This is a genomic window from Citromicrobium bathyomarinum, from assembly GCF_038594485.1.
GTDB classification, from domain to species: Bacteria; Pseudomonadota; Alphaproteobacteria; order Sphingomonadales; family Sphingomonadaceae; genus Alteriqipengyuania; species Alteriqipengyuania bathyomarina_A.
The window spans coordinates 106,375-129,849 of the sequence record NZ_JBCFZG010000001.1; the positions used below are offsets into that span (position 1 = coordinate 106,375).

At 63.7% G+C, this 23,475-nt stretch carries 26 protein-coding genes and 1 tRNA gene; 15 read left to right on the plus strand and 12 right to left on the minus strand.

Translation table 11 applies throughout. From position 1 onward, the window contains the following. Positions 1 to 72: 72 nt before the first annotated feature. The 7 genes from AAG591_RS00475 to AAG591_RS00505 form a co-directional block, all read right to left on the minus strand. On the minus strand, positions 73 to 561 hold the full coding sequence (locus AAG591_RS00475; protein ID WP_054522845.1) for a DUF6692 family protein: 489 nt from the start codon (positions 559 to 561) through the stop codon (positions 73 to 75). Next, a complete protein-coding gene (locus tag AAG591_RS00480; protein ID WP_230782961.1) occupies positions 558 to 1,085 on the minus strand; it encodes a DUF305 domain-containing protein in 528 nt (175 codons plus the stop codon). The genes AAG591_RS00475 and AAG591_RS00480 overlap by 4 nt, the downstream gene beginning before the upstream one ends. Beyond that, positions 1,082 to 1,495 (minus strand): potassium channel family protein, encoded by a 414-nt coding sequence (locus AAG591_RS00485; protein ID WP_230782960.1) that lies wholly within the window; start codon positions 1,493 to 1,495, stop codon positions 1,082 to 1,084. Before AAG591_RS00485 ends, AAG591_RS00480 begins: the two co-directional genes overlap by 4 nt. Continuing rightward, entirely contained in the window at positions 1,492 to 2,796 is a 1,305-nt protein-coding gene (locus AAG591_RS00490) for an APC family permease (protein WP_342529954.1), read from the minus strand. Before AAG591_RS00490 ends, AAG591_RS00485 begins: the two co-directional genes overlap by 4 nt. Before the next feature lie 284 nt (positions 2,797 to 3,080). Beyond that, the gene (locus AAG591_RS00495) at positions 3,081 to 3,353 is read right to left on the minus strand and encodes a hypothetical protein (RefSeq protein ID WP_010240151.1); all 273 of its coding nucleotides are present in this window, start codon (positions 3,351 to 3,353) and stop codon (positions 3,081 to 3,083) included. Positions 3,354 to 3,564: 211 nt separating this feature from the next. Beyond that, positions 3,565 to 4,029 (minus strand): DUF411 domain-containing protein, encoded by a 465-nt coding sequence (locus AAG591_RS00500; RefSeq protein ID WP_029140646.1) that lies wholly within the window; start codon positions 4,027 to 4,029, stop codon positions 3,565 to 3,567. Then, positions 4,026 to 4,730 (minus strand): class I SAM-dependent methyltransferase, encoded by a 705-nt coding sequence (locus AAG591_RS00505; protein WP_342528958.1) that lies wholly within the window; start codon positions 4,728 to 4,730, stop codon positions 4,026 to 4,028. The genes AAG591_RS00500 and AAG591_RS00505 overlap by 4 nt, the downstream gene beginning before the upstream one ends. A gap of 133 nt (positions 4,731 to 4,863) precedes the next feature. Here AAG591_RS00505 and AAG591_RS00510 point away from each other — a divergent pair, with 133 nt between their 5' ends. The 10 genes from AAG591_RS00510 to AAG591_RS00555 all read left to right on the plus strand — a co-directional run bounded on the left by AAG591_RS00510 (position 4,864) and on the right by AAG591_RS00555 (position 12,602). Continuing rightward, entirely contained in the window at positions 4,864 to 5,160 is a 297-nt protein-coding gene (locus AAG591_RS00510; protein ID WP_299309328.1) for a hypothetical protein, read from the plus strand. A gap of 3 nt (positions 5,161 to 5,163) precedes the next feature. Further along, entirely contained in the window at positions 5,164 to 5,598 is a 435-nt protein-coding gene (locus tag AAG591_RS00515) for a Spy/CpxP family protein refolding chaperone (protein ID WP_008603940.1), read from the plus strand. Between the two features lie 6 nt (positions 5,599 to 5,604). Continuing rightward, positions 5,605 to 6,165 (plus strand): RNA polymerase sigma factor, encoded by a 561-nt coding sequence (locus AAG591_RS00520; protein WP_299309326.1) that lies wholly within the window; start codon positions 5,605 to 5,607, stop codon positions 6,163 to 6,165. Between the two features lie 55 nt (positions 6,166 to 6,220). Further along, a complete protein-coding gene (locus tag AAG591_RS00525) occupies positions 6,221 to 8,029 on the plus strand; it encodes a copper resistance system multicopper oxidase (RefSeq protein ID WP_054522842.1) in 1,809 nt (602 codons plus the stop codon). Continuing rightward, positions 8,026 to 9,339 (plus strand): copper resistance protein B, encoded by a 1,314-nt coding sequence (locus tag AAG591_RS00530; protein ID WP_299309325.1) that lies wholly within the window; start codon positions 8,026 to 8,028, stop codon positions 9,337 to 9,339. The genes AAG591_RS00525 and AAG591_RS00530 overlap by 4 nt, the downstream gene beginning before the upstream one ends. 24 nt (positions 9,340 to 9,363) lie before the next feature. After that, on the plus strand, positions 9,364 to 9,882 hold the full coding sequence (locus AAG591_RS00535; RefSeq protein ID WP_299309324.1) for a YybH family protein: 519 nt from the start codon (positions 9,364 to 9,366) through the stop codon (positions 9,880 to 9,882). Between the two features lie 27 nt (positions 9,883 to 9,909). Next, positions 9,910 to 10,641 carry a PepSY domain-containing protein gene (locus tag AAG591_RS00540; protein WP_299309322.1) on the plus strand — a complete coding sequence of 244 codons (732 nt, stop codon included), beginning with the start codon at positions 9,910 to 9,912 and terminating at the stop codon, positions 10,639 to 10,641. Positions 10,642 to 10,872: 231 nt separating this feature from the next. Continuing rightward, positions 10,873 to 11,544, plus strand: coding sequence for a DUF2231 domain-containing protein (locus tag AAG591_RS00545; protein ID WP_299309321.1), 672 nt, complete (start codon positions 10,873 to 10,875; stop codon positions 11,542 to 11,544). A gap of 14 nt (positions 11,545 to 11,558) precedes the next feature. Beyond that, positions 11,559 to 11,966, plus strand: coding sequence for a hypothetical protein (locus AAG591_RS00550; protein ID WP_299309320.1), 408 nt, complete (start codon positions 11,559 to 11,561; stop codon positions 11,964 to 11,966). A 288-nt stretch (positions 11,967 to 12,254) separates the two neighbouring features. Continuing rightward, a complete protein-coding gene (locus AAG591_RS00555; protein ID WP_342528959.1) occupies positions 12,255 to 12,602 on the plus strand; it encodes a hypothetical protein in 348 nt (115 codons plus the stop codon). 357 nt (positions 12,603 to 12,959) lie between these two features. On the opposite strand, the gene AAG591_RS00560 is transcribed toward AAG591_RS00555, so the two are convergent. Further along, a tRNA-Val gene (locus AAG591_RS00560) sits at positions 12,960 to 13,034 on the minus strand. 61 nt (positions 13,035 to 13,095) lie between these two features. Then, complete coding sequence (sppA, locus tag AAG591_RS00565) at positions 13,096 to 14,994, minus strand: signal peptide peptidase SppA (protein WP_342528960.1); 1,899 nt, start codon at positions 14,992 to 14,994, stop codon at positions 13,096 to 13,098. A gap of 136 nt (positions 14,995 to 15,130) precedes the next feature. Here sppA and AAG591_RS00570 point away from each other — a divergent pair, with 136 nt between their 5' ends. Both AAG591_RS00570 and AAG591_RS00575 read left to right on the plus strand, forming a co-directional pair. Continuing rightward, the gene (locus AAG591_RS00570; protein ID WP_342528961.1) at positions 15,131 to 16,174 is read left to right on the plus strand and encodes an aspartate carbamoyltransferase catalytic subunit; all 1,044 of its coding nucleotides are present in this window, start codon (positions 15,131 to 15,133) and stop codon (positions 16,172 to 16,174) included. A 10-nt stretch (positions 16,175 to 16,184) separates the two neighbouring features. Next, positions 16,185 to 17,414, plus strand: a complete 1,230-nt coding sequence (locus AAG591_RS00575; protein ID WP_342528962.1) for a dihydroorotase — start codon at positions 16,185 to 16,187, stop codon at positions 17,412 to 17,414. Between the two features lie 21 nt (positions 17,415 to 17,435). On the opposite strand, the gene AAG591_RS00580 is transcribed toward AAG591_RS00575, so the two are convergent. From AAG591_RS00580 to AAG591_RS00590, 3 genes are read right to left on the minus strand one after another with little or no spacing between them, the layout of a single operon-like run. Continuing rightward, the gene (locus AAG591_RS00580; protein ID WP_342528963.1) at positions 17,436 to 18,794 is read right to left on the minus strand and encodes an SPOR domain-containing protein; all 1,359 of its coding nucleotides are present in this window, start codon (positions 18,792 to 18,794) and stop codon (positions 17,436 to 17,438) included. A 4-nt stretch (positions 18,795 to 18,798) separates the two neighbouring features. Next, positions 18,799 to 19,389 (minus strand): hypothetical protein, encoded by a 591-nt coding sequence (locus AAG591_RS00585; RefSeq protein WP_342528964.1) that lies wholly within the window; start codon positions 19,387 to 19,389, stop codon positions 18,799 to 18,801. Positions 19,390 to 19,402: 13 nt separating this feature from the next. Beyond that, positions 19,403 to 20,116: an AAA family ATPase gene (locus AAG591_RS00590; RefSeq protein WP_342528965.1), complete on the minus strand. Its 714-nt coding sequence runs from the start codon at positions 20,114 to 20,116 to the stop codon at positions 19,403 to 19,405. Positions 20,117 to 20,395: 279 nt separating this feature from the next. On the opposite strand from AAG591_RS00590, the gene AAG591_RS00595 reads away from it, so the two are divergent. The 3 genes from AAG591_RS00595 to AAG591_RS00605 all read left to right on the plus strand — a co-directional run bounded on the left by AAG591_RS00595 (position 20,396) and on the right by AAG591_RS00605 (position 23,453). After that, positions 20,396 to 21,634, plus strand: coding sequence for an SPOR domain-containing protein (locus tag AAG591_RS00595; protein ID WP_342528966.1), 1,239 nt, complete (start codon positions 20,396 to 20,398; stop codon positions 21,632 to 21,634). A 113-nt stretch (positions 21,635 to 21,747) separates the two neighbouring features. Next, positions 21,748 to 23,076 (plus strand): DUF418 domain-containing protein, encoded by a 1,329-nt coding sequence (locus tag AAG591_RS00600; RefSeq protein ID WP_342528967.1) that lies wholly within the window; start codon positions 21,748 to 21,750, stop codon positions 23,074 to 23,076. Next, complete coding sequence (locus AAG591_RS00605) at positions 23,073 to 23,453, plus strand: hypothetical protein (protein WP_342528968.1); 381 nt, start codon at positions 23,073 to 23,075, stop codon at positions 23,451 to 23,453. The genes AAG591_RS00600 and AAG591_RS00605 overlap by 4 nt, the downstream gene beginning before the upstream one ends. The last annotated feature ends 22 nt before the right edge of the window (positions 23,454 to 23,475 follow it).

Genomic DNA, 23,475 nt, shown 5'->3' on the forward strand with positions numbered 1-23,475 from the left:
CGGCGGCGCGTGCCGGGCTGATCGTGATCGTGGAGCGGGCACCGACGGACGCTAGCGCCCGCTCGCTCGTCTTCACGCCTCGCTGTTGCCACAGGTCGTGTAACCCCAGAACCCGAACTCGTCCTTCATCCGGGGTCCGGCGACGATCAGCTCCTGCATCTGCAGGCCCGCGTCTCCCTCGTCATCGAGAAGGCGCGTACGGATACGAAGCTCACCATCCGCATACTCACCCGAAGCGCTTGCCGTGACCGGGATCAGTTTGCCATTGATCTTGATCGCCCCGCGACCGCTGTTGTCGTAGACGAACGACGGGAACGCGACCTCGGTCAGGCGGAACTGGCACGTGTTCTCGGCTCCCAGCGCGGTAAGATCCGCGTCGCTCATCGTTTCGGGCAACATGAGGCCGGGGCTGAGATTGGCAAGAGCGCTCGCGGCACTCTCTATCGGCGCCGCCGTTGCCGGAGGATCGAGCTGCGCTTCGCGATCATTGCCGATGGCGGTATTGGTGTTGCAGGCCGCCAGCGGGAGGGCTGCAAGCGTCAGAAGTGCGATCTTGTTCATTGCTGCATCTCCTCGGGCAGGCGTTCTTCGGTGCGCGGACCGTTCTCCTCGATGTCCTGGATGAGATATTTCATCTCGGCGATCTCGCGCCGCTGCGCGACGATGATGGCCTGAGCAAGTTCGCGGACACGCGGATCCTTCAGGCTCGCTCTCTCGCTGGTCATGATCGCGATCGAGTGGTGCGGGATCATCGCCGCCATGTATTCGGTGTCGTCGACCGTGGTCTGGCTGCGTACGAGCCATAGCGCGAGTGCGAAAACGACGGCTCCGACACCCAGGATGATGAAATTCTTGGTCCGGTCCTTGTACATGCCCCACATGAAGAGCAGCATGACCACCATCATCATCGCGCCCATGACGAACATCATCCAGAAGCGCGTCTCGCTCCAGAACACGTCGTCCATGTCGAAGCTGTTGGCGTACATCAGGAAGAACATGATCACGGTCGAGGTCGATACCATGGCCATAAACCGCCAGTAGTTGCCGCCCCCTCCCTTATCCGAGTGGGATGAGCTTTCAGTCATGCGTTTTCTCCTTCCTTCATCATGGTCCAGAACAATTGTGCCGAGCAGCTGATGAGCGCGAAGCCGGTCAAGGCTTCGACGCCGGCAATGACGCGCAGGTGCTCGGTCGGGTAGATGTCGCCGAGCCCCAGCGTGGTCACGTTGATCAGCGAGAAATAGAAATAGTCCATCGCACTCATCGCCGGCGTCTTGTCGAACCCGCCGAGGCCCAGCTCCGCGCCCAGCCAGAAACCGCCAGCGAAGAGCGTCGCGACAAGCAGGTGCGATGCCAGGACGAGAAGCGCGACCCGAAGCTTGGCGGAGAAATTTCCGGGTGCGTGGAGCAGGCGATGCCCGGCGCCGAGGATCGACAGATGCACGCCGACCGAGGCCAGGAAAAGTGCAATGGCGAGAATTAGTGCGGCGATCATCGATGATCTCCATCGTCTGTGGCGGGCATTTCACGCAGCGCAGGATTCCGACGTAGATAGAACCATTCGGCTCCGAACACTGCGGCAATACCTGCGACCGCATAGGCAACGACCGCAGGGTCGGTTTTAAGCTTGGCGAGGGCAAAAGCTGTCAGGACTACGCCGTCCGCCATGAGCGCCGACCAGAGGATCCAGGCACGCGCGCCTATCTCTTCCCGCAAACCGCGCAGCACGCCCCAATGCACGAGCATGTCCATTACGAGATAGAAGAACGCTCCGAGCGAGGCGATCCGCGAAAGATCGAACAGGACCGCGAGCGTGCCGGCGACCACGACGGTATAGACCAGCATGTGACTGCGGATCGGTCCCTTCATCCCAAAATGGCTATGCGGGATCATCTTCATTTCGGTCAGCATCGTCAGCATTCGCGAAACGGCGAAAACGCTGGCGATGACACCCGAGGTCGTGGCTGCGATCGCGATTGCGACTGTGAAATAGAACCCAAGCTCTCCGAGCGCGGGGCGCGCAGCTGCCGCAAGCGAGTAATCGCGTGCTTGGGCTATTTCCGAAGTGCCGAGGCTGGCTCCGACCGCCACCGCGACCAGAAGGTAGACGACCACGCATACTGTGATCGAAATGATAATGGTTCTGCCAACATTTCGGTGCGGATCGATGATTTCGCCGCCGCTGTTGGTGATGGTGGTGAAACCCTTGAACGCGAGGATCGAGAAGGCGACCGACGCGAGCAACGCGTCGAGACCTGAAAGCGCGACTGGCTCTGAGAAGGCGCCGCCCGAAAAGCCGCTGGCCCAGATCGCCGCAATCGCGAACAGGGCGATGCCGCCGATCTTGATCGCCGACATGACGAGAGAGAAACCGCTGACCGATTTGTTGCCTGCCGCATTCACGAAATAGGCGAAGACGATGAGCGCAAGCGCTGCGACGGAAACCAGAATGCCGCTGCTCTCGAGCCCAAAGGGCCGCAAGGCATAGGTCGCGAAGGTCCGAGCGACCAGGCTTTCGTTGATGACCATCGACAGCGCCATCAGGAGCGATGCCGATGCTGCAACAACACCCGGTCCGTAGGCCTTCTGAAGAATCATCGCGATGCCGCCAGAGGAGGGCCAGCGGTTCGACATCTTGATGTAGCTGTAGGCGGCTAGGGAAGTGACCAGGGCGCCGACTATGAAAGAAAGCGGAAATAGCGGTCCAGCCAGTTCGGCAATCTGGCCGGTCAGTGCGAAAATACCAGCGCCGATCATGACGCCGGTTCCCATTGCGATACCGCCAAGCAGCGTTATCGATCCAGCACTCTTCCCATGTTGATCGTTGCCATCTGTCTGCAAGTCTTTCCCCTGTCGATGTCCTCCCGTCCGAGAAACATCACGACAAGCAGTACGTTGCGAAGCGGCTCACCCCTCAAAAAATTTTCTGGCGGGGCATGAGCCATCCTTGGGCTGGCCCCGGAATCGCGATGAGCTATCGATTTCCGGCGGCGCGCTCTTTCTTCCTGCAGCGATGCCGATGGCGGCGCGTCAAGGCACGGCAGTCCACGCTGAGTGCGCCTAATATTCAGCGCGTCAAATCAGGAAAACCGGGCCTGGAAAAACCGGTGCAGCGGGACCGCGATGAGTGCGATGTACCAGCCGTAGAGAAAACTGCCCACCGCTCCTGCGAGAAATCCCGACAGGGTCAGCCATTCGAACCATGGCAGCAACGGAGCCCAAGCTTGGTGCATGTGAAACCGCTCGGGTGCGAGGACTCCGAAGGCAATGCATAGGAGGTAGCTGACAAGCAGGAACACGCTGAGCGTCCAGCCCCATGCGAATATCGAGTTCTTGATTGATCCTTTTACCATCGCATTTCTCCCACTTCGTGCGTCCTAAAATTATGCAAACGGAAGGGTCCGGGACCGTCGGGGCAGCCGGCCCCGGACCCAGCGGGATGATCGACAGGCATCTTAGCGCCCGTCCCGGTGTCCCGGGCTTCTGTGTTATTCCCGCGCGATTGTTCTTCAACGAGACATCGCCCTTATTTCTCGCGCGGCCACTGGCGTCAGTTCCTTACAATCACCGATAAGATGCGAAGACGCTCTGTCCGGTCGGACCAAAGGCGATGACCTCATAGGGCTGGATCCGGTTTCCGGCCTCCATGCCGGGCGATCCCAGAGGCATTCCCGGAACCGCTAGACCGGCAACGCCGTCGGGCCGCTCGCGCAAAAGTCGGGCGACGGCTTCGGCGGGCACGTGACCTTCGATGATGTATCCATCGACCTCCATCGTGTGGCACGACCACAATTCTTCCGGTACGCCGCGCGCTGTCTTGATCGCCGCCATGTCGTTGCTATCGACCGATGCCACCTTCGCGTTCATCCCATCTTCAAGATGGCCTGCCCAGTTGAGACAGCATCCACATCCGGGGTCCCTGAACATCGTATAGGTCGCTGCCTGAGCCACGTTCGAACAGGCTGCCAGCACGAGCAAGGCCGCGCCGCTAACCGATCGCCGGAACAGGGCAGGCTTTTTCCAGATCATTGTGCAATTCCTTTCTTGTATCCGCGCCATAGCGAGATCGTCCCGGTCACCGTCGGGAGCCGGTGGAGCAGGCATGGCTCGGTGAAGATTTCGGCGAACAGTTTTTCGACTTCGCCGTCGGCGCTGGGCTGCGTGTCGCTAATGCCGTCAAGCGACTGGACGGTCGCCCGGAAGAGGCTCCGCATGAGTGGGCTCTCCTGCTTCATATAATCGGCGATCAAGACGGTTCCGCCTGGCACGAGCAAGCTTTCGATGGTTTCCAGGATTGTCTGCTTCTTGCGCAAGGGGACCTGGTGCAGGACGAGGCTGCTGACGATCTTGTTCGGCTGCCACCCTGCGGGTAGCTTGAGGCTTTCGAGAAAGCCATTGTGCCATTTCACGAGATCGGCTCCCGCGCCAAACTTGCGCCGCGCAAGCGCGAGCGCATCCGGGTCGGGTTCGACACCGATCAGACCCGCTTCCGGACAATCCGTCATCAAGGCCTTGAGAAGAGTGCCGGTTCCGCTGCCAACATCGATCACCCGGTCGCCGGGGACAAGGTGCAGCTCTTCGACAATCCTTTGGCGCCAGAGATGTTCGCGGGTGAACAGACCGATCGCCCGGTCGTAAAGCGGCGTCAGAAAGCTCTTGCCAAGAAGAGGCGTAAATTCGCCGTGATCTTCAGGTGCGGTGATATTGCTCACGAGTTGGTTTCCATTCATCCCGGCTTCGACCCGATTCTGACAGACCCGTCTCGATTACGTATGGTGGTGGACATTCCCTCAAAAAAAGAAGTTTAAGGGATTGTGCAGGCGAGCGCGTATAGGACACGTGCAACCCACAGGAGTTTTTCGGATGCGTGACAATCACTCTCTTGATGCGGTGCTCGGAACCCTTTCCGCCACCGGCACCAGCGAGGTCCCCGCCGACTTCATGGATGGCGTTTGGCAGCGCGCCGGACAGCTTGGCGAAATCGCCGACCGACGCCGCCGGACGGCTCTGTTCGTCGGTCTGTTCGTCGTCGGGCTTGGAGCTGGCGCCGGAACAAGCGGTTGGCCTGGCAGCTATGGCACGTCGTCCGCGCCACTGGGCGAGAGTCTTATCCTCGACGAACAGCTGTCCCCATCGGCACTCCTCCATGTGGAGCAATAAGGTTTGAAGACGACACATATCGTTCTCGCGGTGCTTCTCGCAGCGCTCGCAGGATGCCTCGGCGCGATTGCCGCGGACCGCTGGGCCAATCACGAGGCCGGCTCCGGCCTCCACGATTTCGTGCACGACGAGCTCACCCTGACGGCCGACCAGGAGCAGCGTCTCGATGCGCTCGAGGCCCGTTTCGCTGTCGAAAGGGCACGGCTCGAAGGATCGGCGCGCGCAGCCAATGCCCGGCTCGCCCAGGCGATGGAAAATGAGCACGAGTACGGTCCCGAGGTTTCGGCCGCGATCGACGAGGTGCATGCGCGTATGGGCGATCTGCAGAAAGCAACGGTACGGCATGTCTTCGACATGCGTGAAATTCTCGAACCCGAGCAGCAACGCCAGTTCGATCGCAAGGTCTCCGACGCCCTGACCCGCGACCCACGCGACTGAAGCGCCATGTCGGGGGCGGGCGACAATCCGGATGAGGCCCTTGTTTCACAGGCGAGGGCCGGAAGCAAGCGGGCTTTCAGCAAACTCGTCGAGTATGAAACGGGTCGGCTTCTCGCGCTCGCGACACGCATGCTTTCCTCTCCTTCTCAGGCCGAGGACGTTGTTCAGGACAGCCTGGCCTCGGTGTGGCTGACGCGCCATCGGCTTGATCCGGACAAGCCGATCGGACCCTATCTGACAACCGTCGTCCTCAACCGCTGCCGGGACCGTTTGCGCAGGCGCAAGGTCGCGGGCTTTTTCGGACCGTCGGGTGATGACGAACTCCATTCCATCGCCGATGATTTGCCGGGTCCTGAAGCGTTGGCCGTTTCCAGGGAAGAGCTCAATCTCGTTCAGGCCGAGATCGCGCGAATGCCTGTAAGGCTGCGCGAAGCGCTTGTGCTCGTGACCATCGAGGGGCGTAGCCAGGCCGAGGCGGCCGATCTTCTCGGAACGACCGAAAAGGCGATCGAAACCCGCGTATATCGCGCGCGCAACAGGCTGAAGGAGCGCTTCGAAAAACTTTGAGGGGTTGGCTGGGCGCGCGCGTAAGTAACGGTAAACGCCAAGTCAGGAGCCCTTTATGATCGCCGTCAATCGACGCAAGTTTCTCGGAGCCGGAGCAGGAGGAATGGGTCTGCTCGGCCTTGCCGGGGCGATGCCTGCCTGGGCACGGGGCGCGGACATCCTCGCAGGTAACGCCCGCAAGGGGCTGGACGAGATATCCGGCCCCAATATCGACCTCACCGTTGCCCGATCGGCCTTCGCGACCGGCAACAGGCGCGGCGGCGCGATCGCCGTCAATGGCACGATCCCCGGTCCGCTGTTGCGATTGCAGGAAGGCACGACCGTCCGGCTCAATGTCCATAACCAGCTCGAGGAAGATACCTCGATCCACTGGCACGGTCTGCTCGTGCCGTTTCAGCTCGATGGAGTGCCTGGCGTGAGCTTTCCCGGCGTCAAACCGGGAGAGACCTTCACCGCCGAATTTCCGGTTCGCCAGTCGGGTACCTACTGGTGGCACTCGCATAGCGGCCTGCAGGAACAGGCCGGGCATTACGGCGCGATCGTGGTCGACCCCGCCGGACCCGATCCGGTCCAGGCCGACCGCGAATATATCGTGGTGCTGAGCGAATTCAGCGAAATGTCGCCCCACACGATTTTCGACAAGCTCAAGAAGGGCGAAGGCTACTTCAACTACAACCAGAACACCTGGACCGACGATTACCCGCTTTCGGGCGAGGATCGCCGGATGTGGGCGAAAATGCGCATGATGCCGACGGACATCCTCGACGTGTCGAGCGCGGCTTATACCTATCTTCTGAACGGCCATGGCCCGCTCGACAATCTGGAATACCTCTTCCGCCCGGGCGAACGCGTGCGGCTGCGCTTCATCAATGCTGGCGCCATGACCTTCTTCAATATTCGCATTCCCGGCCTGCCGATGACCATCGTTCAGGCGGACGGGCAGAACGTCGAGCCGGTGGAGGTCGACGAGTTCCAGATCGGTGTGGCCGAGACATACGACGTCGTCGTGACGCCGGGCGCGCAACAAGCCTACACGCTGGTCGCGGAGTCGATGGACCGCTCGGGCATGGGTATTGCCACACTCGCGAGCGCACCCGGCGCTCGCGCCGCCATTCCGCCGCTGCGCGATCCGCCGCTTCTGACCATGGCCGACATGGGCATGAGCGGCATGGACCACGGCTCGTCTGGCGATGCCGGCATGTCGGGCATGGACCACGGAAGTGGCGGCGACATGGCGGGGATGGATCATGGTTCGTCCGGCCAATCCGAGATGGCAGGCATGGCCGGCATGTCGGGGATGCAGATGCGCGACACGTCGCTTCTGCCGCCCGATGTGAAGGTCGGGCCCGGTCTCGACATGGTCTCGATGAACCCGGTCGACCGCATGGGCGATCCCGGCATCGGTCTCGCCGATGTGCCGCATCGTACGCTCGACTATCGCAAGCTGCGCGCTCTGACTCCACACCGCGAGGGCCGCACGCCGTCCCGGCGAATGGAAATTCATCTGACCGGCAATATGGAGCGCTACATGTGGTCGTTCGACGGCAAGAAGTTCTCCGCCGTCTCAGACGAGCCGATCCGTTTCGCCTATAACGAGCGCGTGCGCGTGAAGCTCGTCAACGACACGATGATGGCGCACCCCATTCACTTGCACGGTCATTTCTTCGAGCTGGTCAATGGCGCGCCGGCCGATCGTCAACCGCTCAAGCACACGGTAATCCTGCAGCCGGGTGGCAGCGCGCAGTTCGACCTGACGGCGGACGAGCCGGGCGACTGGGCCTTCCACTGTCACCTTCTCTACCACATGCATGCCGGGATGTTTCAGATCGTCACGGTCGCCAATCCCGACGGGAGCGAAGCATGAAAATTCGTATTGTCAGCCTGCTCGCATCGGTCGCAGCCGGCTCAGTTCTCGCCTCCCCCGCGGCGGCGCAGCATGCCGGTCATTCGCCGGCGGAGCCGCAGCAAAGCGCCGAGGCGCAGGCTGACGCGAAGACGAAGTGCGAGGAAGAAGCCGAGCGCCATCGCGCGATGGGGCATCCGGTTGCAGATGGAGCATGCGAACCGGCTGCTCAACCTGAAGCCGCCATGGACCGCTCGCAGATGGATCACTCAACCATGGATCATGGTGCGATGACCGCTCAGGATGGCCATTCTGGCATGACAATGCCTGTGGACGCTGCCCGTCCACAGGCATCGCCCGAAAGTCATGAAGGAATGGATCACGGCTCGATGCCGCAGGGCAAGCCCGCCGAAGGCGCGATGGATCATTCGCAGATGAATCACGGCGAGATGGGTCAGGCGGAGGCCAGTTCGTCGATGGACCATGGGCAGATGGATCACAGCCAGATGAACCATGGGGAGACGCCTTCGCAGGACAGGCAGGGCATGGACCATTCGGCGATCCAGATGGGCTCGGACGATGATATCCCGCTGCTGCCGCCTCCTCCAGAAGCAGGGAGCGGCCCAGCGCGCGCGGCGGTCGCCATCTGGGGCGAGGAAGCCATGAACGAAGCGCGCCGCGAGCTTGTCCGCGAGACCGACGGAGGAATGCGCTTCTGGTTTCAGGGCGACCGGCTCGAGTACCGCGCCCGCGAGGGGAAGGATGGATATCTGTGGGACATCCAGGGATATTATGGCGGCGACATCGACAAATTCTGGTTCAAGTCCGAGGGTGAGGGCAGCTTCGGCGAACCCATAGAAGGCGCCGAGGTCCAGGCGCTCTGGAGCCGCGCCATTGCGCCCTTCTTCGATTTCCAGGCGGGTGTTCGCCAGGACCTGACCGGTCCGGAACGCACGCACGCGGTTATCGGTATCCAAGGGATCGCGCCTTACCAGTTCGAGGTCGATGCCGCGGCCTTCGTCTCCACCAAGGGCGATGTGACGGCGCGTTTTGAGGGCGAACTTGATCAGCGCATCACGCAGCGGCTGATCCTCCAGCCCAGAGCCGAACTCGCGCTTTCTGCGCAGGACATTCCCGAGCTGGGCATCGGTGCCGGGCTCGATCGGATCGAGGCGGGCCTGCGTCTTCGCTACGAGTTCGCGCGCGAATTCGCACCCTATGTCGGCGTTTCGCAGGAATGGCGCATCGGCGACAGCGCGGATTTTGCGCGGGCCGCCGGAGAGGATCCGAGCGTCACCAATTATGTCGTCGGCGTGCGATTCTGGTTCTGAAATCTCAAAAAAGATAGAACTTCCATGACCAAGACTTTGACGCGCATCGCGGCGACTGCGTTTGTTGCCGCGCTGATACCGCTGCCAGCCTTCGCGCAGCAGATGGACCACTCTTCCCATGCGAACAATCAGATGCACGCGATGGACGCTTCGGCGGAGGATGTCGCGGGCGCTGAAGAAACCCTCAAGGCCTATCGCACCGCTCTTGAAGCGCGCGACGCGCAGGCAATGCGCGCGCTCTTCGCCGAGAACTCGGCGATCTTCGAGAATGGCAAGGCGGAAGGAAGCTTTGCCAATTACATGGAGCACCATTTGGGCCCCGAGCTCGACGCGATTGTGAGCTTCACCTTTACCGACCCCACGCTGACCGTCACCCGGATGGGGCACATGGCCCATGCTAATGAGACGTATGGCTATCGCATCGAACTTACCGATGGCCGGGTGATAGAGCGCGACGGCGTGGCGACATCGGTGCTTGCTCACGATGCGGACGGCTGGAGAATCGTCCAGTACCATTCCTCGTCGCGCGCGCTGCGCAACTGATTACGGCTTTCGAAGAGGTAGCACCGGTTGGCAACGCCGTCGCTGAAGCTGCGCCTGCATGTGCTCGGCAGCAAGATCCACAAATGGCTGGCGATTTTCGTCGGTGTCCAGGTTCTCTTGTGGATGGGAACCGGCGCCCTCATGTCGTTTCTCGACCTGGAAGAAGTTCGCTCCGAACATGTCGTTTCGCGTGAACAAGAGGCGCTGCCTGCCGATGCCCCGCTCCCGGCCTGGGTCGCAAACGACGGTACTCTTGCGGCGGTGTCGACGCATTCGCTCGACGGCGATGCCGTGACCGAGGTCCGAAAGGTCGACGGTAGCGTGAGCCTCCACGATCCGGTGACAGGGCGCAAACTCCCCCCCATCTCGGCTGCGACGGCAAGATCCATCGCGTTGCGCGCATGGACCGGACCGCGCACGACGATCGAAGGCGCGCGGCTCGTTCACGAACCGGTGGGGACCGAGTTTCGCGGCCCTTTTCCGGCCTGGCAGGTCGCCTATGCTGACGACGCTTCGACGCGCCTCTACATCGATGCCAGCAGCGGTACCCTCGGGGCGGCGCGTAGTGATACTTGGCGCCTGTTCGATTTCATCTGGGGCCTGCACATCATGGACTGGACCGAGCGCGATCGTATCAACAGTTGGTGGCTTCTGCTGTTCGGCATTGGCGGCACGATCATAGCCCTGTCGGGTTTCGTCCTGCTTGCGAACCGGATGCCGCGGCTGCGTCGTCGCACAAAGAAGAGCAAACTCGCCTGAGCCCATGGGGCTAATGCGCGTGGGCGAACGCCTTAACCCCGTTCGTCAGGCCGAACGGGGCCAGGAGCCGACTGCGTTCGACAATCGCGATGGTGCCGCCATCAGACGCGATACGGCGGACGCACATCTGTCGCGCCAATACCATCAAATTAATGTGAGGGGCAGGCGGCTGCGGTGCGTATCAGGCACATAGGTCGCACTTTAACTGCAGGGTCGGGAGACATACGAGACATGAAAGCCCCCTCATTCTTGGCGCTGCTCGTCGCAAGCCTGCTCTTCGTCGGACCCGTTCATGCTCATGGCGACGAAAAACATGGCGAAGAGGCGAGCGCCGCGCCTGCTGCCACCAATGGCGATGCGCACGACCAGGCGGCCATGGCGCAGATGGGTGAGGCTGCGGATGCTGGCGAATCCTCTGGCGCGCACGATGAAGCGGGCGGAGGTCATGACGAGGCCGTTGGCCATGCGGATGAGGGCGAAGCCGGCGTCATGGCCGTACTGAAGAAGCTGCATCCGGCAACGATCCATTTCCCGATCGCCTTGTTTCTCATGGCTGCGGCCACCGAATTGTTCGTGATGCGCCGGAAAGGAGCGGGCCTGGAAAGTGCGGTGCGCGTACTCGTCTACGGCGGAGCAATCGGCGCAGTCGTCGCAGTTCTGTTCGGATGGATTCACACCGGTCTGTGGTTCGGCGGCGATACTGTCATGCAAGTCCATCGATGGACCGGTATGCTGATCGCGGTTCTCGGTATTGCGATGGCATACCTCGCGAGCAGGCCGAGCCAGAGCCGCGCATGGTTGCGCGCGTCGATCTTCTCCATGGCGGCACTCGTTCTCATTCAGGGCTTTCTTGGCGGCGAGCTCGCGCATGGGTCGAACCACCTCGGTATTTCCTGGCTCTGAAGGAGTTGAAGAGCATGCGTACTTCCAGATTGAATGTGGCATTCGGGTTTCTCGCGATCGCGCCATTGATGTCCGCTCTTGCTGCTTGCGACGAGGCGCAGGAGAGCACACCGATCACCGAGGTTTCGCCGATGGGCGAAGCGGCGGTGATGGCTGGTTCGGCACCCGAGGCGGGTCTTGCAGACCCGGCAGCCTCTCCCTCCGAAGATGAGGCAGCGACCGCGCGGCAGGACGCTCTTTCGACAAATGACGCCACCACGCCCGCCTCACGGCGCGCCGCCTCTCCCGCATCAGGCGCAACTGCGACACCCGCAGCGCCACCGACGCGCACGCAACCCGCGAGCGAGGCGACCCCGCCCGCCGACCCCCATGCGGGCCATGACATGTCCTCGATGGGCGATCACGACATGGAAGGCATGTGATCGGGCGCGTTTCCCAGTGGCACGGCTATTCAGGAGATACCCTCGGCAAGAAATCGCAACGAACAACGCAAGATCAGGAAAGGACGGCCCCGCCTCCCCACCCAAAGCCCTGCGGATCGCAGGTGCCCCCAAGGGGCCGTTCAGGAACCCCGCGTGAAGACCAACTAGACGCGCGGGGTTCCGTTTGCCCGGCTTCGCCGTCGCCCTGCCAGGCGCTTCCCGGCATGGCTTTGTGCTATGTGAGCAGCGCGCAGACGATCGCCTCGATGGTTATGAAAGGAACCGCATATGTCGGAAACGGGAAAAGCCGGTGCGCTGTCGCGCTGGGAAGACGAAGGCGGGGCACTACCCTGCGGGCCGCAGGAAGCGCTCGCGGCCGATTGCGAGAAGTGGGATATTCCGCCGCTTTCCGATGCCGAGATCATCCAATTGCGCATCAGGGTGATCGCCCTCGAGAACATGGTGCTCGGCCTTATGTCGAGGGCTAGCGCCGATCAGCTGGCAGCAATCGAAGAAATGGCGGAATTCATATCCCCACATGCCGATGCGAAGCCTCATCCGCTTACCTTGCATGCTGCTACACAGATGGAGCACTTTGTCGAGCGCGCCCGACGAATTCAGGCTTCCAGCAGTTGAGCCTTTAACCAAACCCTACAATGCGCATGTTTCTGTTCGCCTCAGAGAGCGCCTCAGACGATTAACGGAGGCATCAGGTTGATCGAGACGATTTTGCTGACCTCGCAGTTCGGCGCGCAACGACGTTAGGTCGGCAATCTTGCTGTCGACCTCGGCCTTTGGCTCGAGCACCTGTCATTTGACAGGTAAACCGATGGCAACCCCGCCTGCGCTCCCCGACATGAGGTTCCGTCAAAACTTTGAACCGATTGGAGCAGAGTCCCGAACTTTCTCCCGACGACCAAGCAATGCCCGGGAAATCCGTTTCATACTTTTTTCATACGGTGGTTTACGAGATCAGCTAAGTCGTTGAAATCGTGGTGGGCGCGGCAAGGATTGAACTTGCGACCCCACCCGTGTGAAGGGTGTGCTCTACCACTGAGCTACGCGCCCGGCGCGCTGTCGAAGCGCCGAGCGGGGCCTTTGCCAATCCTCGCGCGTCAGCGCAAGGGCTTTAATCGGCGAAGAGCCGGGTCATCATCGCCAGCCAATCCGAGTTGCCCGCAGCGCCGGGCAGGGGGCGCACCGCCGCCGCCGGTTCGGGGCAACCGAGGCAATAGGCCCGCATTCCGGGGGTCTGGACCAGCCGCTGCAGATCGCGCGCCATGCGGGCAGGCGTTTCCGCCTCGCGCCGCGCGGTGAGCGCGAACATGTCGCCGCCCTTCGCCTTCGCATCGGCATCGTCGCCGCCGATCAGCAGCTGGCGCAGCAGGGTCTGAACCTCGGTCTCTCCCGTGCCCAGATACTGCGCATGCCAGTCGCCATCTTCGAGCCCGGCCTTGCCTGCGACCCACGCGAGCGCATCGCCCAAGTCGCCGAACTGATCGACCAGTCCGTTCTGGCGCGCGGTGCCGCCATCCCACACGCGGCCCTGACCGATGGCATCGACCTGCGCGGTGGTCTTGCCGCGCGACTTGGCGACGATCCGCAGGAAGCGGTCGTAGCCGTTCTCGATCGAGGCTTGCAGAATCTGCTCGGTCTCGGGGTTGAGGCCGCCGATCAGATCGGGCTGGCCGGTCAGCGGCGTTGTGCTGACGCCATCGGCGCTAACGCCGACCTTCTCTGTCAGCCGCTCGAACGTGGGCAACACGGCGAAGATGCCGATCGAGCCGGTGATCGTCTCGGGCTCGGCGAAGATCCGGTCGGCCGGGGTCGAGACCCAGTAGCCGCCGCTCGCCGCGACATTGGCCATGCTGACCGCGACGGGGATGTCCATCGCCTTGTGCCGCAGGATCGCCTCGCGGATCGCTTCGGATGCGAGCACCGAACCGCCCGGCGAATCGACACGGACGACCAGACCCTTGAGATTGTCGTCGAGCGCATCGTCCAGCAGGTTGGCGATCCGGTCGCCGCCGGCAGTGCCGGGGCCGGCATCGCCGTCGACGATTTCGCCCGCGATGGTCACCACGCCAATGGCATCGCCGTGGCTATCGTAGGGGTTATCCGCCAGCCAGGTGGCCATGTCGGTCTGCGCGAAGGACCCGGGTGTCTTGTCGGCGCGGTCTTCGCCCGCGATTTCCGCCACGCGGTCACCAAAGGCGGTCCAGCTGCCCAGCCGGTCGACCAGGCCTGCGTCCTTCGCCGCCTTGGCGAGATCGCCGTTGGCGGAGGCGACCCATTGCGCAGGCGTTTTCGCCACCCGGTCGAGATCGACCTTGGGCCGGGCCTTCTTCACCTGCGCCTGCCACTCGCTCCACAATTCGCCGTAGAGCGCTTCGGCGTTCTCGCGCGCGGGCGCGGACATCGAATTGCCCATGTAGGGTTCGACCGCCGACTTGTAGGTGCCGACCTTGAAGACATGCGCATCCACGCCGAGCTTGTCGAGCAGGTCGCCATAATAGAGCCGCTTGCCGCCGGGGCCGGTCACCAAAGTCCCGCCCAGCGGATCGAGCCAGACCTCGCTGGCATGCGCGGCGAGGCGGACTCCATCGTCGGCATAGGCATTGCCGTAGGTGAGGATGGGTTTCTTCGCGGCGCGGACCTTGTCCATCGCTTCGCCGACGTCGCGCAAGTGGACCGCGCCTGCACCCAGGAAGCCGCGCATGTCGAGCACGACAGCCTTGATCCGGTCGTCGTCGGCTGCGGTTTCGAGTGCGTGCACAACGTCCTGTACGTCATGCTCGCCCGTGGGCGCGCGGCCCGAGAACAGCGCCTGAAACGGGTCGATCGGGGTCTTTTCCTCGACTATGAACCCTTCCAGATCGAGCACCAACGCACCGTCTTTCACCGCGGCCGGGTTGGGGCGGGCGGTCAGGATCGCGAACAGCAGGCCGAAAAACAGCAGCAGGAATACCAGCGAGAGGCCATCCTTGATGGCGACCAGCAGTTTCCAGACCTTTTTCGCGAATTCCATTGGACGATCCCTTGTCGTTGACCCGTGCCGGACGGGCCGAAGTCGAATTTTTCCACACCTAACGGGGGATAGACGAGCCCGCCACCCGAATGTGCTTGAGCGGCATATGTGCCTCGACTAGGGACATGGCCTTGCAATGACAGTCGATGGTCCATCCTCAGGCTCCGGTCGCTTCCCGGCGGGCGGACAGGCCTTCCCGCACCCCAGCCTGACCGGCATCGCGCAGCTTGAGCGGCACGAAATCCTCTACCTGCTCGCCGAGGCGGAGCAGTGGGTCGAGTTCAACCGCCAGCCGGAAAAGCACTGCGACCTGCTGGCGGGCATGACGATCATAAACGCCTTCTTCGAGAATTCCACGCGCACGCTGCTGAGCTTCGAGATCGCAGGCAAGCGGCTGGGTGCGGACGTGGTCAATATGCACGCCGCCCAGTCGAGCGTGAAGAAGGGCGAGACGCTGCTCGACACGGCGATCACGCTGAATGCGATGCGCGCCGATGCGATTGTGATCCGCCATGCCTCCAGCGGCGCGGTCGACCTGATCGATGGCAAGGTCGATTGCCCCGTGCTCAACGCGGGCGACGGCAGCCACGAGCATCCCACGCAAGGCTTGCTCGACGCACTGGCGCTGCGCCAGGCGCTCGACGAGCGGGGCGAGGGCGCGGAGGACTTTACCGGGCTCGTGGTGACGATCTGCGGGGACATCGCGCATAGCCGTGTCGCGCGGTCCAATATCCTGTGCCTCCAGGCATTGGGCGCGAGCGTGCGCGTCTGCGCGCCGCCCGCGCTGATGCCTGCGGGGATCGAGATGATGGGCGCGAAGCCCTTCGTCGATTTCGATGCCGCGCTGGAAGGGGCGGATGTCGTGATGATGCTGCGCCTTCAGGCGGAGCGGATGAGCGGGCAGTTCATCCCCTCGACCCGCGAATACCACCACCTTTACGGATTGACGCAGGAGCGCCTGCGCCGCGCAGCACCCGATGCGCTCGTGATGCATCCCGGCCCGATGAACCGCGGCGTGGAGATCGACAGCGACGTGGCCGACATGCTCGACCGGTCGATCATCACCCGGCAGGTGGAGATGGGTGTGGCGGTGCGGATGGCATGTCTTGATGTGCTGACGCGCCGGGCGCGCGGGGTTCCCGGATGGGAACGCCCGCTGGGCCAAGGGCAGTGGAAGTGAGGGGGCGGCAATGAAACAGACCCGACCCATCGCCTTTGTGAACGGCAAGCTGGTGACGCCGGAGAATGTCGTCGAAGCCACTCTGCGGATCGCAGATGGCATGATTGCCTCGATCGGGGCAGGGGAAGCCCAGCCCGATGACGAGGTTGTCGACGCGAGGGGCAAGCTGGTCGTGCCGGGCATCGTCGACCTTGGCGTGTTCGCAGTCGACAAGCCCGCGTTTCATTTCGGCGGGATCAGCCGCGCCGCGCTGATGCCCGATCAGTCGCCGCCGCTCGATCTGCCGAGCAGGGTCAACTACATCGCCAAAAGCGGCAAGCCCGATTTCTGGGTCCACCCGCTCGCCGCCGCGACGCGCGGGCTGGCAGGCGAAGAGCTGGGCGAAGTCGCGCTGATGCGCGAGGCTGGTGCACGCGGGATCGCCACCGGCAGACGCTGGATCGCGGACAGCGGCGTGATGCTACGCGTGCTGAGCTATGCTGCAATGCTCGACATGGTGGTCGTCGCGCACGCCGAGGATGGCGGGCTGGCGGGCGGCGCGGTGGCAAGCGCGGGCGAGATGGCGACCCGGCTGGGCCTGCCGAGCGCCCCGCCGCAAGCCGAGGCACTGGCGGTGGCCCGCGACATTGCGCTGGCCGAGATGGCTGGCGCGCGCATCCATTTCCGCCAGGTAACGACTGGCGCCGCACTCGACCTGGTGCGCAGCGCCAAGGCGCGAGGGGTTGCCGTCACGGCGGGTGTCACGCCTGCGCATTTCATGCTTTCGGACCTCGCGATCGGCGACTTCCGCACTTTCGGCAAGCTATCGCCGCCGCTGCGCAGCGAGGAGGATCGCCACGCGGTGGTCGCTGCGATTGCGGACGGCACGATCGATGTGATTTCGAGCGGGCATGACCCGCGCGGGCCGGAGGACAAGCGGCTGCCCTTCGCCGATGCCGAGCCGGGGATGGCGGGGGCGGAAACGCTGCTCTCAACCACGCTCACGCTGGTGCGCGACGGGGTGATCGACCTGGCGCGTGCATTCGATCTGCTCGCGGGGGCGCCCGCGCGCATTCTCGGCGTGGAGGCCGGGGCGATCCGTGCGGGCTACGAGGGCGATATCGCGCTCGTCGACCCGGAGAAGCCTTGGGTTGTCGACCGGCGCAAGATGGCCGCCACCGCCGACAATACGCCGTTCGATGGCCAACCGATGCAAGGCCGAGTCCTGGGCCTGTGGAAGGGCGGTGCCAGAGTGGACTAGCGCGCTGGAAAGCGCGCCCGCTTACCTGCTTGCGACACGGCTACGCGCGTCCAGCGTACCGGGCAGCGGCTTGCTTTCTTCCCACGCGATGCAGCCATAGCCCTTGGCCTTGACCGCCTCGCAGACCGAGCGTGCGCTTACCTCGGCGAGGTTGCCTGCCGACAGGCGATAGTAGATTTTGCCGTTGACCTTGGCGCGGGTAATTACCTGCTCACGGTCGGAAATCTGCGGGTAACGCTTCGAGAAGATCGCCCATCCGCGCTTGGCATCCGCCTCGCTCCCATAGCTGCCGAGCTGGACGAGATGCGACCCACCGGCGAGTTCGCTCGATGCACTGCGGGTTTCGCGGCCCGGCTGCGTCGCGGGCTTGGGCGTCGATACGGCGACCGCTGCCTTGGCCACCGGCGCGCTCTTTGCGGGCGCAGGCTGAGCCATCGGGGCACCCGCTGGCTGCGTGCGAGGGGTCTTGCCGGTGGCACCAAATGCGCTGTCGAAATTGGCGGGTGCCGAAGCGGCAATGCTGCGCGCGCCAAACGGCTGGTCGAGCGGCTTGAGTTCGCGGCTGGCAGTGTTGGCTGCGAGCAGGTCTACTGGCGGCAATTCGCCCGAGGACGTTGCTACGGCAGGCGCTTTCGCCGCCGCTTCGGCCATCAATGCCTCGGTGCTGTTCGCACCCAATGCGAGCTGTGCGGGCATCCCTGCGTCGGCCTGCGGTTGCACGCCGATCAGCGCGGCAACACGCGCGGTATAGTCTTCGGGCCGCGCAACGCTGGCCCATTGTGAGATACGTTCATCGAGTTCGGCCGGGGGCACGTCCTCTGCGGCGAGAATGCGCGCAGTCGCCCACTGTCCGCCCAGCGCGTGCGTATAGGCGAGGTTCTGCCGCACGGTGGCGGTGTTGTCGCCAGACCGCAGCGCGTTGGTCAGGATTTGCGCGCCCATCGCCGGGTTGCCCGCAAGCGCGTAGGCGAGACCGGCGTCGGCCGGGGACATGGCATCGCGCCACTGGTCCAGCGTCTCGATCGCCGCGCGGTTGTCGCCCACGCCGATCGAGGCGAGGATAAAGCCGAGCGCGGTGCGCGGGCTCACATCGCCCAGCGCCAGCGCGTCGTCGAACGCCTGCCGTGCCGAAGCGAACCGGCCCGCAGCGAGATAGGAATTGCCGAGCTCGGCCTTGGCGGCCGGGTCTTGCGGGGCGGCGAGGGCAGCCTGTTCGGCCAGCGCAACCGCCTTTTCCGTTTTGCCCGAAGTGCGCGCCTCGGTCGCATCGGATACGGACGCGGTGCGCGATCCCCCCGCGATACTGGCGCAGCCGGTCAGAGGCAGCGCAGCCAGTGCGGTGGCCATCAGCATGGACCGATAGATGTTCTGGCGGATCATCGAGTCATCCTTCCTTGTGGGGTCGCGATTTGGCGCGCGCGACGAGCGCGTCGAGTTCGGGTGTCTGGGCGAACATGGCGTCGACCGCGTCGGTCACGAGTGCTTGCGCGCTGCGTCCGGCAAGGGTGGATGCCATGCGAAGTTTGAGGTGGCGTTCCGCGTCGAGGCGCAGCGTGAAGGCGGTGCGCTTGCCCGTTGCATGGCTGTTGCCACTGCCCCCGGTGGGATTGGAAGCGGCCAGCCTGGGGCGGGGGAGGCGCGGGGCCTTCGTGTGGATTGGCGTCACCTTGGTGGCTGAAACATCCTCTGCCGAGGTGCTGGCCGCATGGCGATCGAGCTTTGCGAATTGCGTCTCGTCGCCCGAAGTCTCTTCGGCATCGTCGCTGGGTGCGGCCTCGGCGGTGTCTGCGTGATCGTCACCCAGATCGTTCCAGCCGAGATCTTCCAGCGCGCTCTCGGGCAGGCTTCCGGGGAAACCGGGGTCTTGCGAGACCGATCCCGCGATCGCGATCGACTGCCGCCGCATGGCGGGCTTTGCGCCGCCCTTGCGGGCGAGCAACGTGGGGGAGAGGGAGGCGAAGTTCATATCGCTCATGGCCCGGGTCGCCTTACTGCGCGATCCGGCGGCCGAAGCCACCCTGGCGCGGGGCATACTGTACGTGGGCCGGTGCACCCGGAACGGAGAAGACGGTGCGGCGGAAATTCTTTTCCAGCCGGTCGGCGACGTAGTTCCACAGCGCCACGACTTCTGCCGAGGAGCGGCAATTCTCGTCGATTTCCATCACCGTTCGCCCGTCGATCATCGAGGCGGCGAAATCGGTGCGGTGGTGCAATGTGACGGGGGCGACCGTGCCATGCTGGCTGAGCGCGACGGCGGCTTCGGAGGTGATCCGCGCCTTTGGCGTCGCGCCGTTGACCACGAAGACCAGCGGCTTGCCGGCGCGTTCGCACAGGTCGACTGTCGCGCCCACCGCACGCAGGTCGTGCGGGCTGGGCCGCGTCGGCACGACGATGAGCTCGGCGACCGAGATAACGGACTGGATGGCCATGGTAATCGCTGGAGGAGTGTCGATCACGGCAAGCTTGAAGCCCTGGCCGCGCAGCGTGTGCAGATCGTGGGCGAGGCGGGCGACGGTGGTTTGTGCGAAAGCTGGGTAATCCGCCTCGCGCTCGTTCCACCAATCGGCCAGCGAACCTTGCGGATCGATGTCGATCAGCACGACCGGGCCTGCGCCTGCGCGTTGGGCCTGAACCGATAGGTGGCCCGATAGCGTGGTCTTGCCCGATCCACCTTTCTGTGATGCCAATGCCAATACCCGCACCGGGTGTGTCCCCCAAAGATAAGCGTCACCGTCGATACATGCGTGGCCGTAGATGGCCCGATGCATCGCAATACTTTGCAGGATACCCTTTATTTTGAGTTAAACGGTCGCGTGCCGCCGCTGACCGGCGAGGGTCGCATTTGGTCAGAACCCGTCGCGAAACGGGGCGCGCGTTGCGCAATCCGTGGCGGCACGGGCACCGCGATGGTAATTGGGCGTTAACCAAACAGCATTAGCGCGAACCTGTAAGCTTGCGCTTGGCTAAGGATGGGAACCACTATGACCACGCGAAATGCGCGCACGAACAGTCTGAAAGCGATCGTCGCGGCGGGCCTGCTGGCCATGCCGGGAATGGCGCTCGCCGATGTCAACGCCGGGGTCGCCGCGTGGCAGCAGGGCGATTACGCCGCTGCCGTGGCCGAATGGCGTGACCCCGCCGCACAGGGCGATGCCGATGCGCAGTTCAACATGGGCCAGGCGTACCGGCTGGGGCGCGGGGTCGAACAGAATACCCGCCAGGCCGAAGTCTATTACGCGAAGGCGGCGGCGCAGGGCCATCTGAAGGCGGCCGACAATCTGGGCTTGCTGCTGTTCCAGGGCGGGCGCCAGCAAGAGGCGATGCCCTACGTTCTCGATGCCGCAAGCCGGGGCGATCCGCGCGCGCAATACCTGCTCGGTATCGCGCATTTCAACGGCGACCTCGTAGAGCGTGACTGGGTGCGCGCCTATGCTTTGCTGACCCTCGCCAACTCCGCAGGCCTGCCCCAGGCGGCCAGCGCGGTGCGCCAGATGGACGGATATATCCCGATGGAACAGCGTCAGCAGGCGCAGGTCCTCGCACCGCAACTGAAGCGCGAAGCCGATGCGCGCCGCACATCGCGCCTTGCCGCAGCCGATCTCGACACGAGCGCCACCATGCGGGCGGATTCGGAGAGCGATACTGGCACTTCCGCTGCGCCGACCGGGGCGCTGGCCACGAACCGCGCATCGCGTATTCCGCGTGAGGTTACCGAAACCCGGGTCGCGCCCTCGGTGGCTGCCGCGCAGTCTGCAATTGCCGAGGCGAGCCGGGTGACCGGCACCGAAAGCCCTGCCGATGCGGGGGCAAGTTTTGCAAGTCGTTCCACATCCGCGCCCGAGCCGGGCTGGGTCGAAGCGCAGCCGACCACCCCGCTGGTCATGCGGGTGCAACGCAAACCCGAAGCCCAGCCGGAAACACGCCCGGCTTCGCGTCCCGAGACTCGCCCTGCCGCGGCAGCTGCATCTACCTCGAGCGAGCCTCGCGCCGGGACGGGCGCATGGAAAGTGCAGCTCGGTGCATTCGCGGTCGACGGCAATGCCGAGAAGCTGTGGGCGCGCCTTTCCGGCAGGTCGGAACTGGCGGGAGCTTCGCGCATCATCAAGCCGTCCGGGCGGGTGAATGTGTTGCTGGCGGGCGGCTATGAAAGCCGGGCGGATGCGCAGAACGCCTGCAACGCGCTGAAGCGCAGCGGGCAGGATTGCCTCGTCACCCGCTAGGCGCTGCGCGCATAATGGTCCTGCGATTTATCGACGCCGGTTGACGGCCGGTCGAAGTCGTTTCCCCTGTTTTACCGGCGATGATAGGTTCGTCGTTCAGGGGGACATGCCAGATGACCGAATCAAATATCGCCGCGACGCCCGATCAGGCGGTTCGCGACACTCCGATCGAAGAGAGCGCGGGCCCGGTGCAGCCGAGCAGCAATGATCGCGTCCTCAGCCTCGATTTCATTCGCGGTATCGCGGTTCTGGGCATCCTGTTCGCCAATATCACGGCCTTCGGGCAACCCTATGTTGCGTATCTTTGGCCTCCGGCGATGTCGGGCGGGATGACCGAGGGCGATCAGGCGATCTGGCTGTTCCAGTTCGTGCTGGTCGACGGCAAGTTCCGCGGGTTGTTCACCATCCTGTTCGGTGCGGGCATCTACCTATTCATGGAACGCGCCTGGGCGCGCGGACAGGGCAAGGGGCTGCAGGCGCGCCGGCTGTTATTCCTGCTATGTTTCGGCCTCGTCCATTACTTCCTGATCTGGCGCGGCGATATCCTGACGCTGTACGCGGTATGGGGCCTCGTCGCCCTGCTGATGATCGGCTGGAAGGCGAAGACGCAACTGGTCGTCGGGCTGATCGCGACCACTTTGGGCGGCCTGCTGATGGCTGCGCTGATGGCATTTCAGTTCGCCGCCGCCGAGATACCGCAAGTCCGCGACAACATGCCGCCCGAGGCGCGCGAGCAGATCGAGAACGTCGAACCGAACACCCTGGCCAGCGCGAAGGAGGAAATCGCGCTCTACCAGGACGGCTCCTATGGCGAGATCGTGGAGAGCGCGGTCAAGAACGACTGGGGGCAGCTCCTGAGCGAGCTGCTGCTGGTCGGCCCGGTCGAAACGATCGGCCTGATCCTGATCGGCATGGGTCTGTATCGTATGGGGCTGTTCACCGGCGGCATATCAAGGCGCAAGCTGCTGATATGGGGCTGGATCGGGCTCATTGTGGGGCTCGTGACGTCCTTCCTCGCCGGGCAGATGGCCTATTCGGCGGGCTTCCCCTTCATGACCACGTTGTTCGTCTTCAACGGGCTGGGCCAATTGCCGCACCTGATGACCGTGCTCGGCGTGCTGTTCCTGCTCGCGCTCTGGGGGCCGAGCGCGGCCAAGGGCTGGCTCGGGCAGAGGTTCGTCGCTGCTGGCCGGATGGCATTCAGCAATTACCTCGGCACGTCGATCGTCATGATGTTCGTCTTCCACGGCTGGGCGGGGGGTCTGTTCGGCAAGCTGCACCGGCTGGAGCTGCTGGGCATCGTCGTCGCGATGTGGCTGGTGATGCTGCTGTGGTCGAAGGCGTGGCTCTCGGTGTTCCGCTTCGGACCGCTCGAATGGGTGTGGCGCTGCCTCACCTACGGAAAGCTGTTCCCGATCCGGCGGACGAGCACCGCAGGATGATCCGCACCGGGATTGCGACTGTCCTCGCTCTTGCGCTTGCCGGGTGCTCGCAATCTCCGGGCGGGGGCGACATTTCGGGTGTCTACACCGGGCGCCTGGAAAACGGGCGCCCTTATCGCCTCGAATTGAGCGATACGCTGGACTATCGCTTCTGTCGGCCGGACGATGCGCAGTGCGCCAATCCCGAGTTTGCCGGAAATTATGAGGTCGTGAAGCTGGGCGCGAGGCTGGTCATCCGTTTCGAACTGCTGTGCGTCGCCGCTGACGGCAATTGCAAAACCTACGAAGCCGATGCCGAACGCGGGAAAGCCGGGGCGGTCCGGCTTGCGTTCGAAAATGAGGACGGCGCGAGGTACGAGTTCGTAAAGCAGCCTTAAGTTGGGACTCCCATCTTATGGA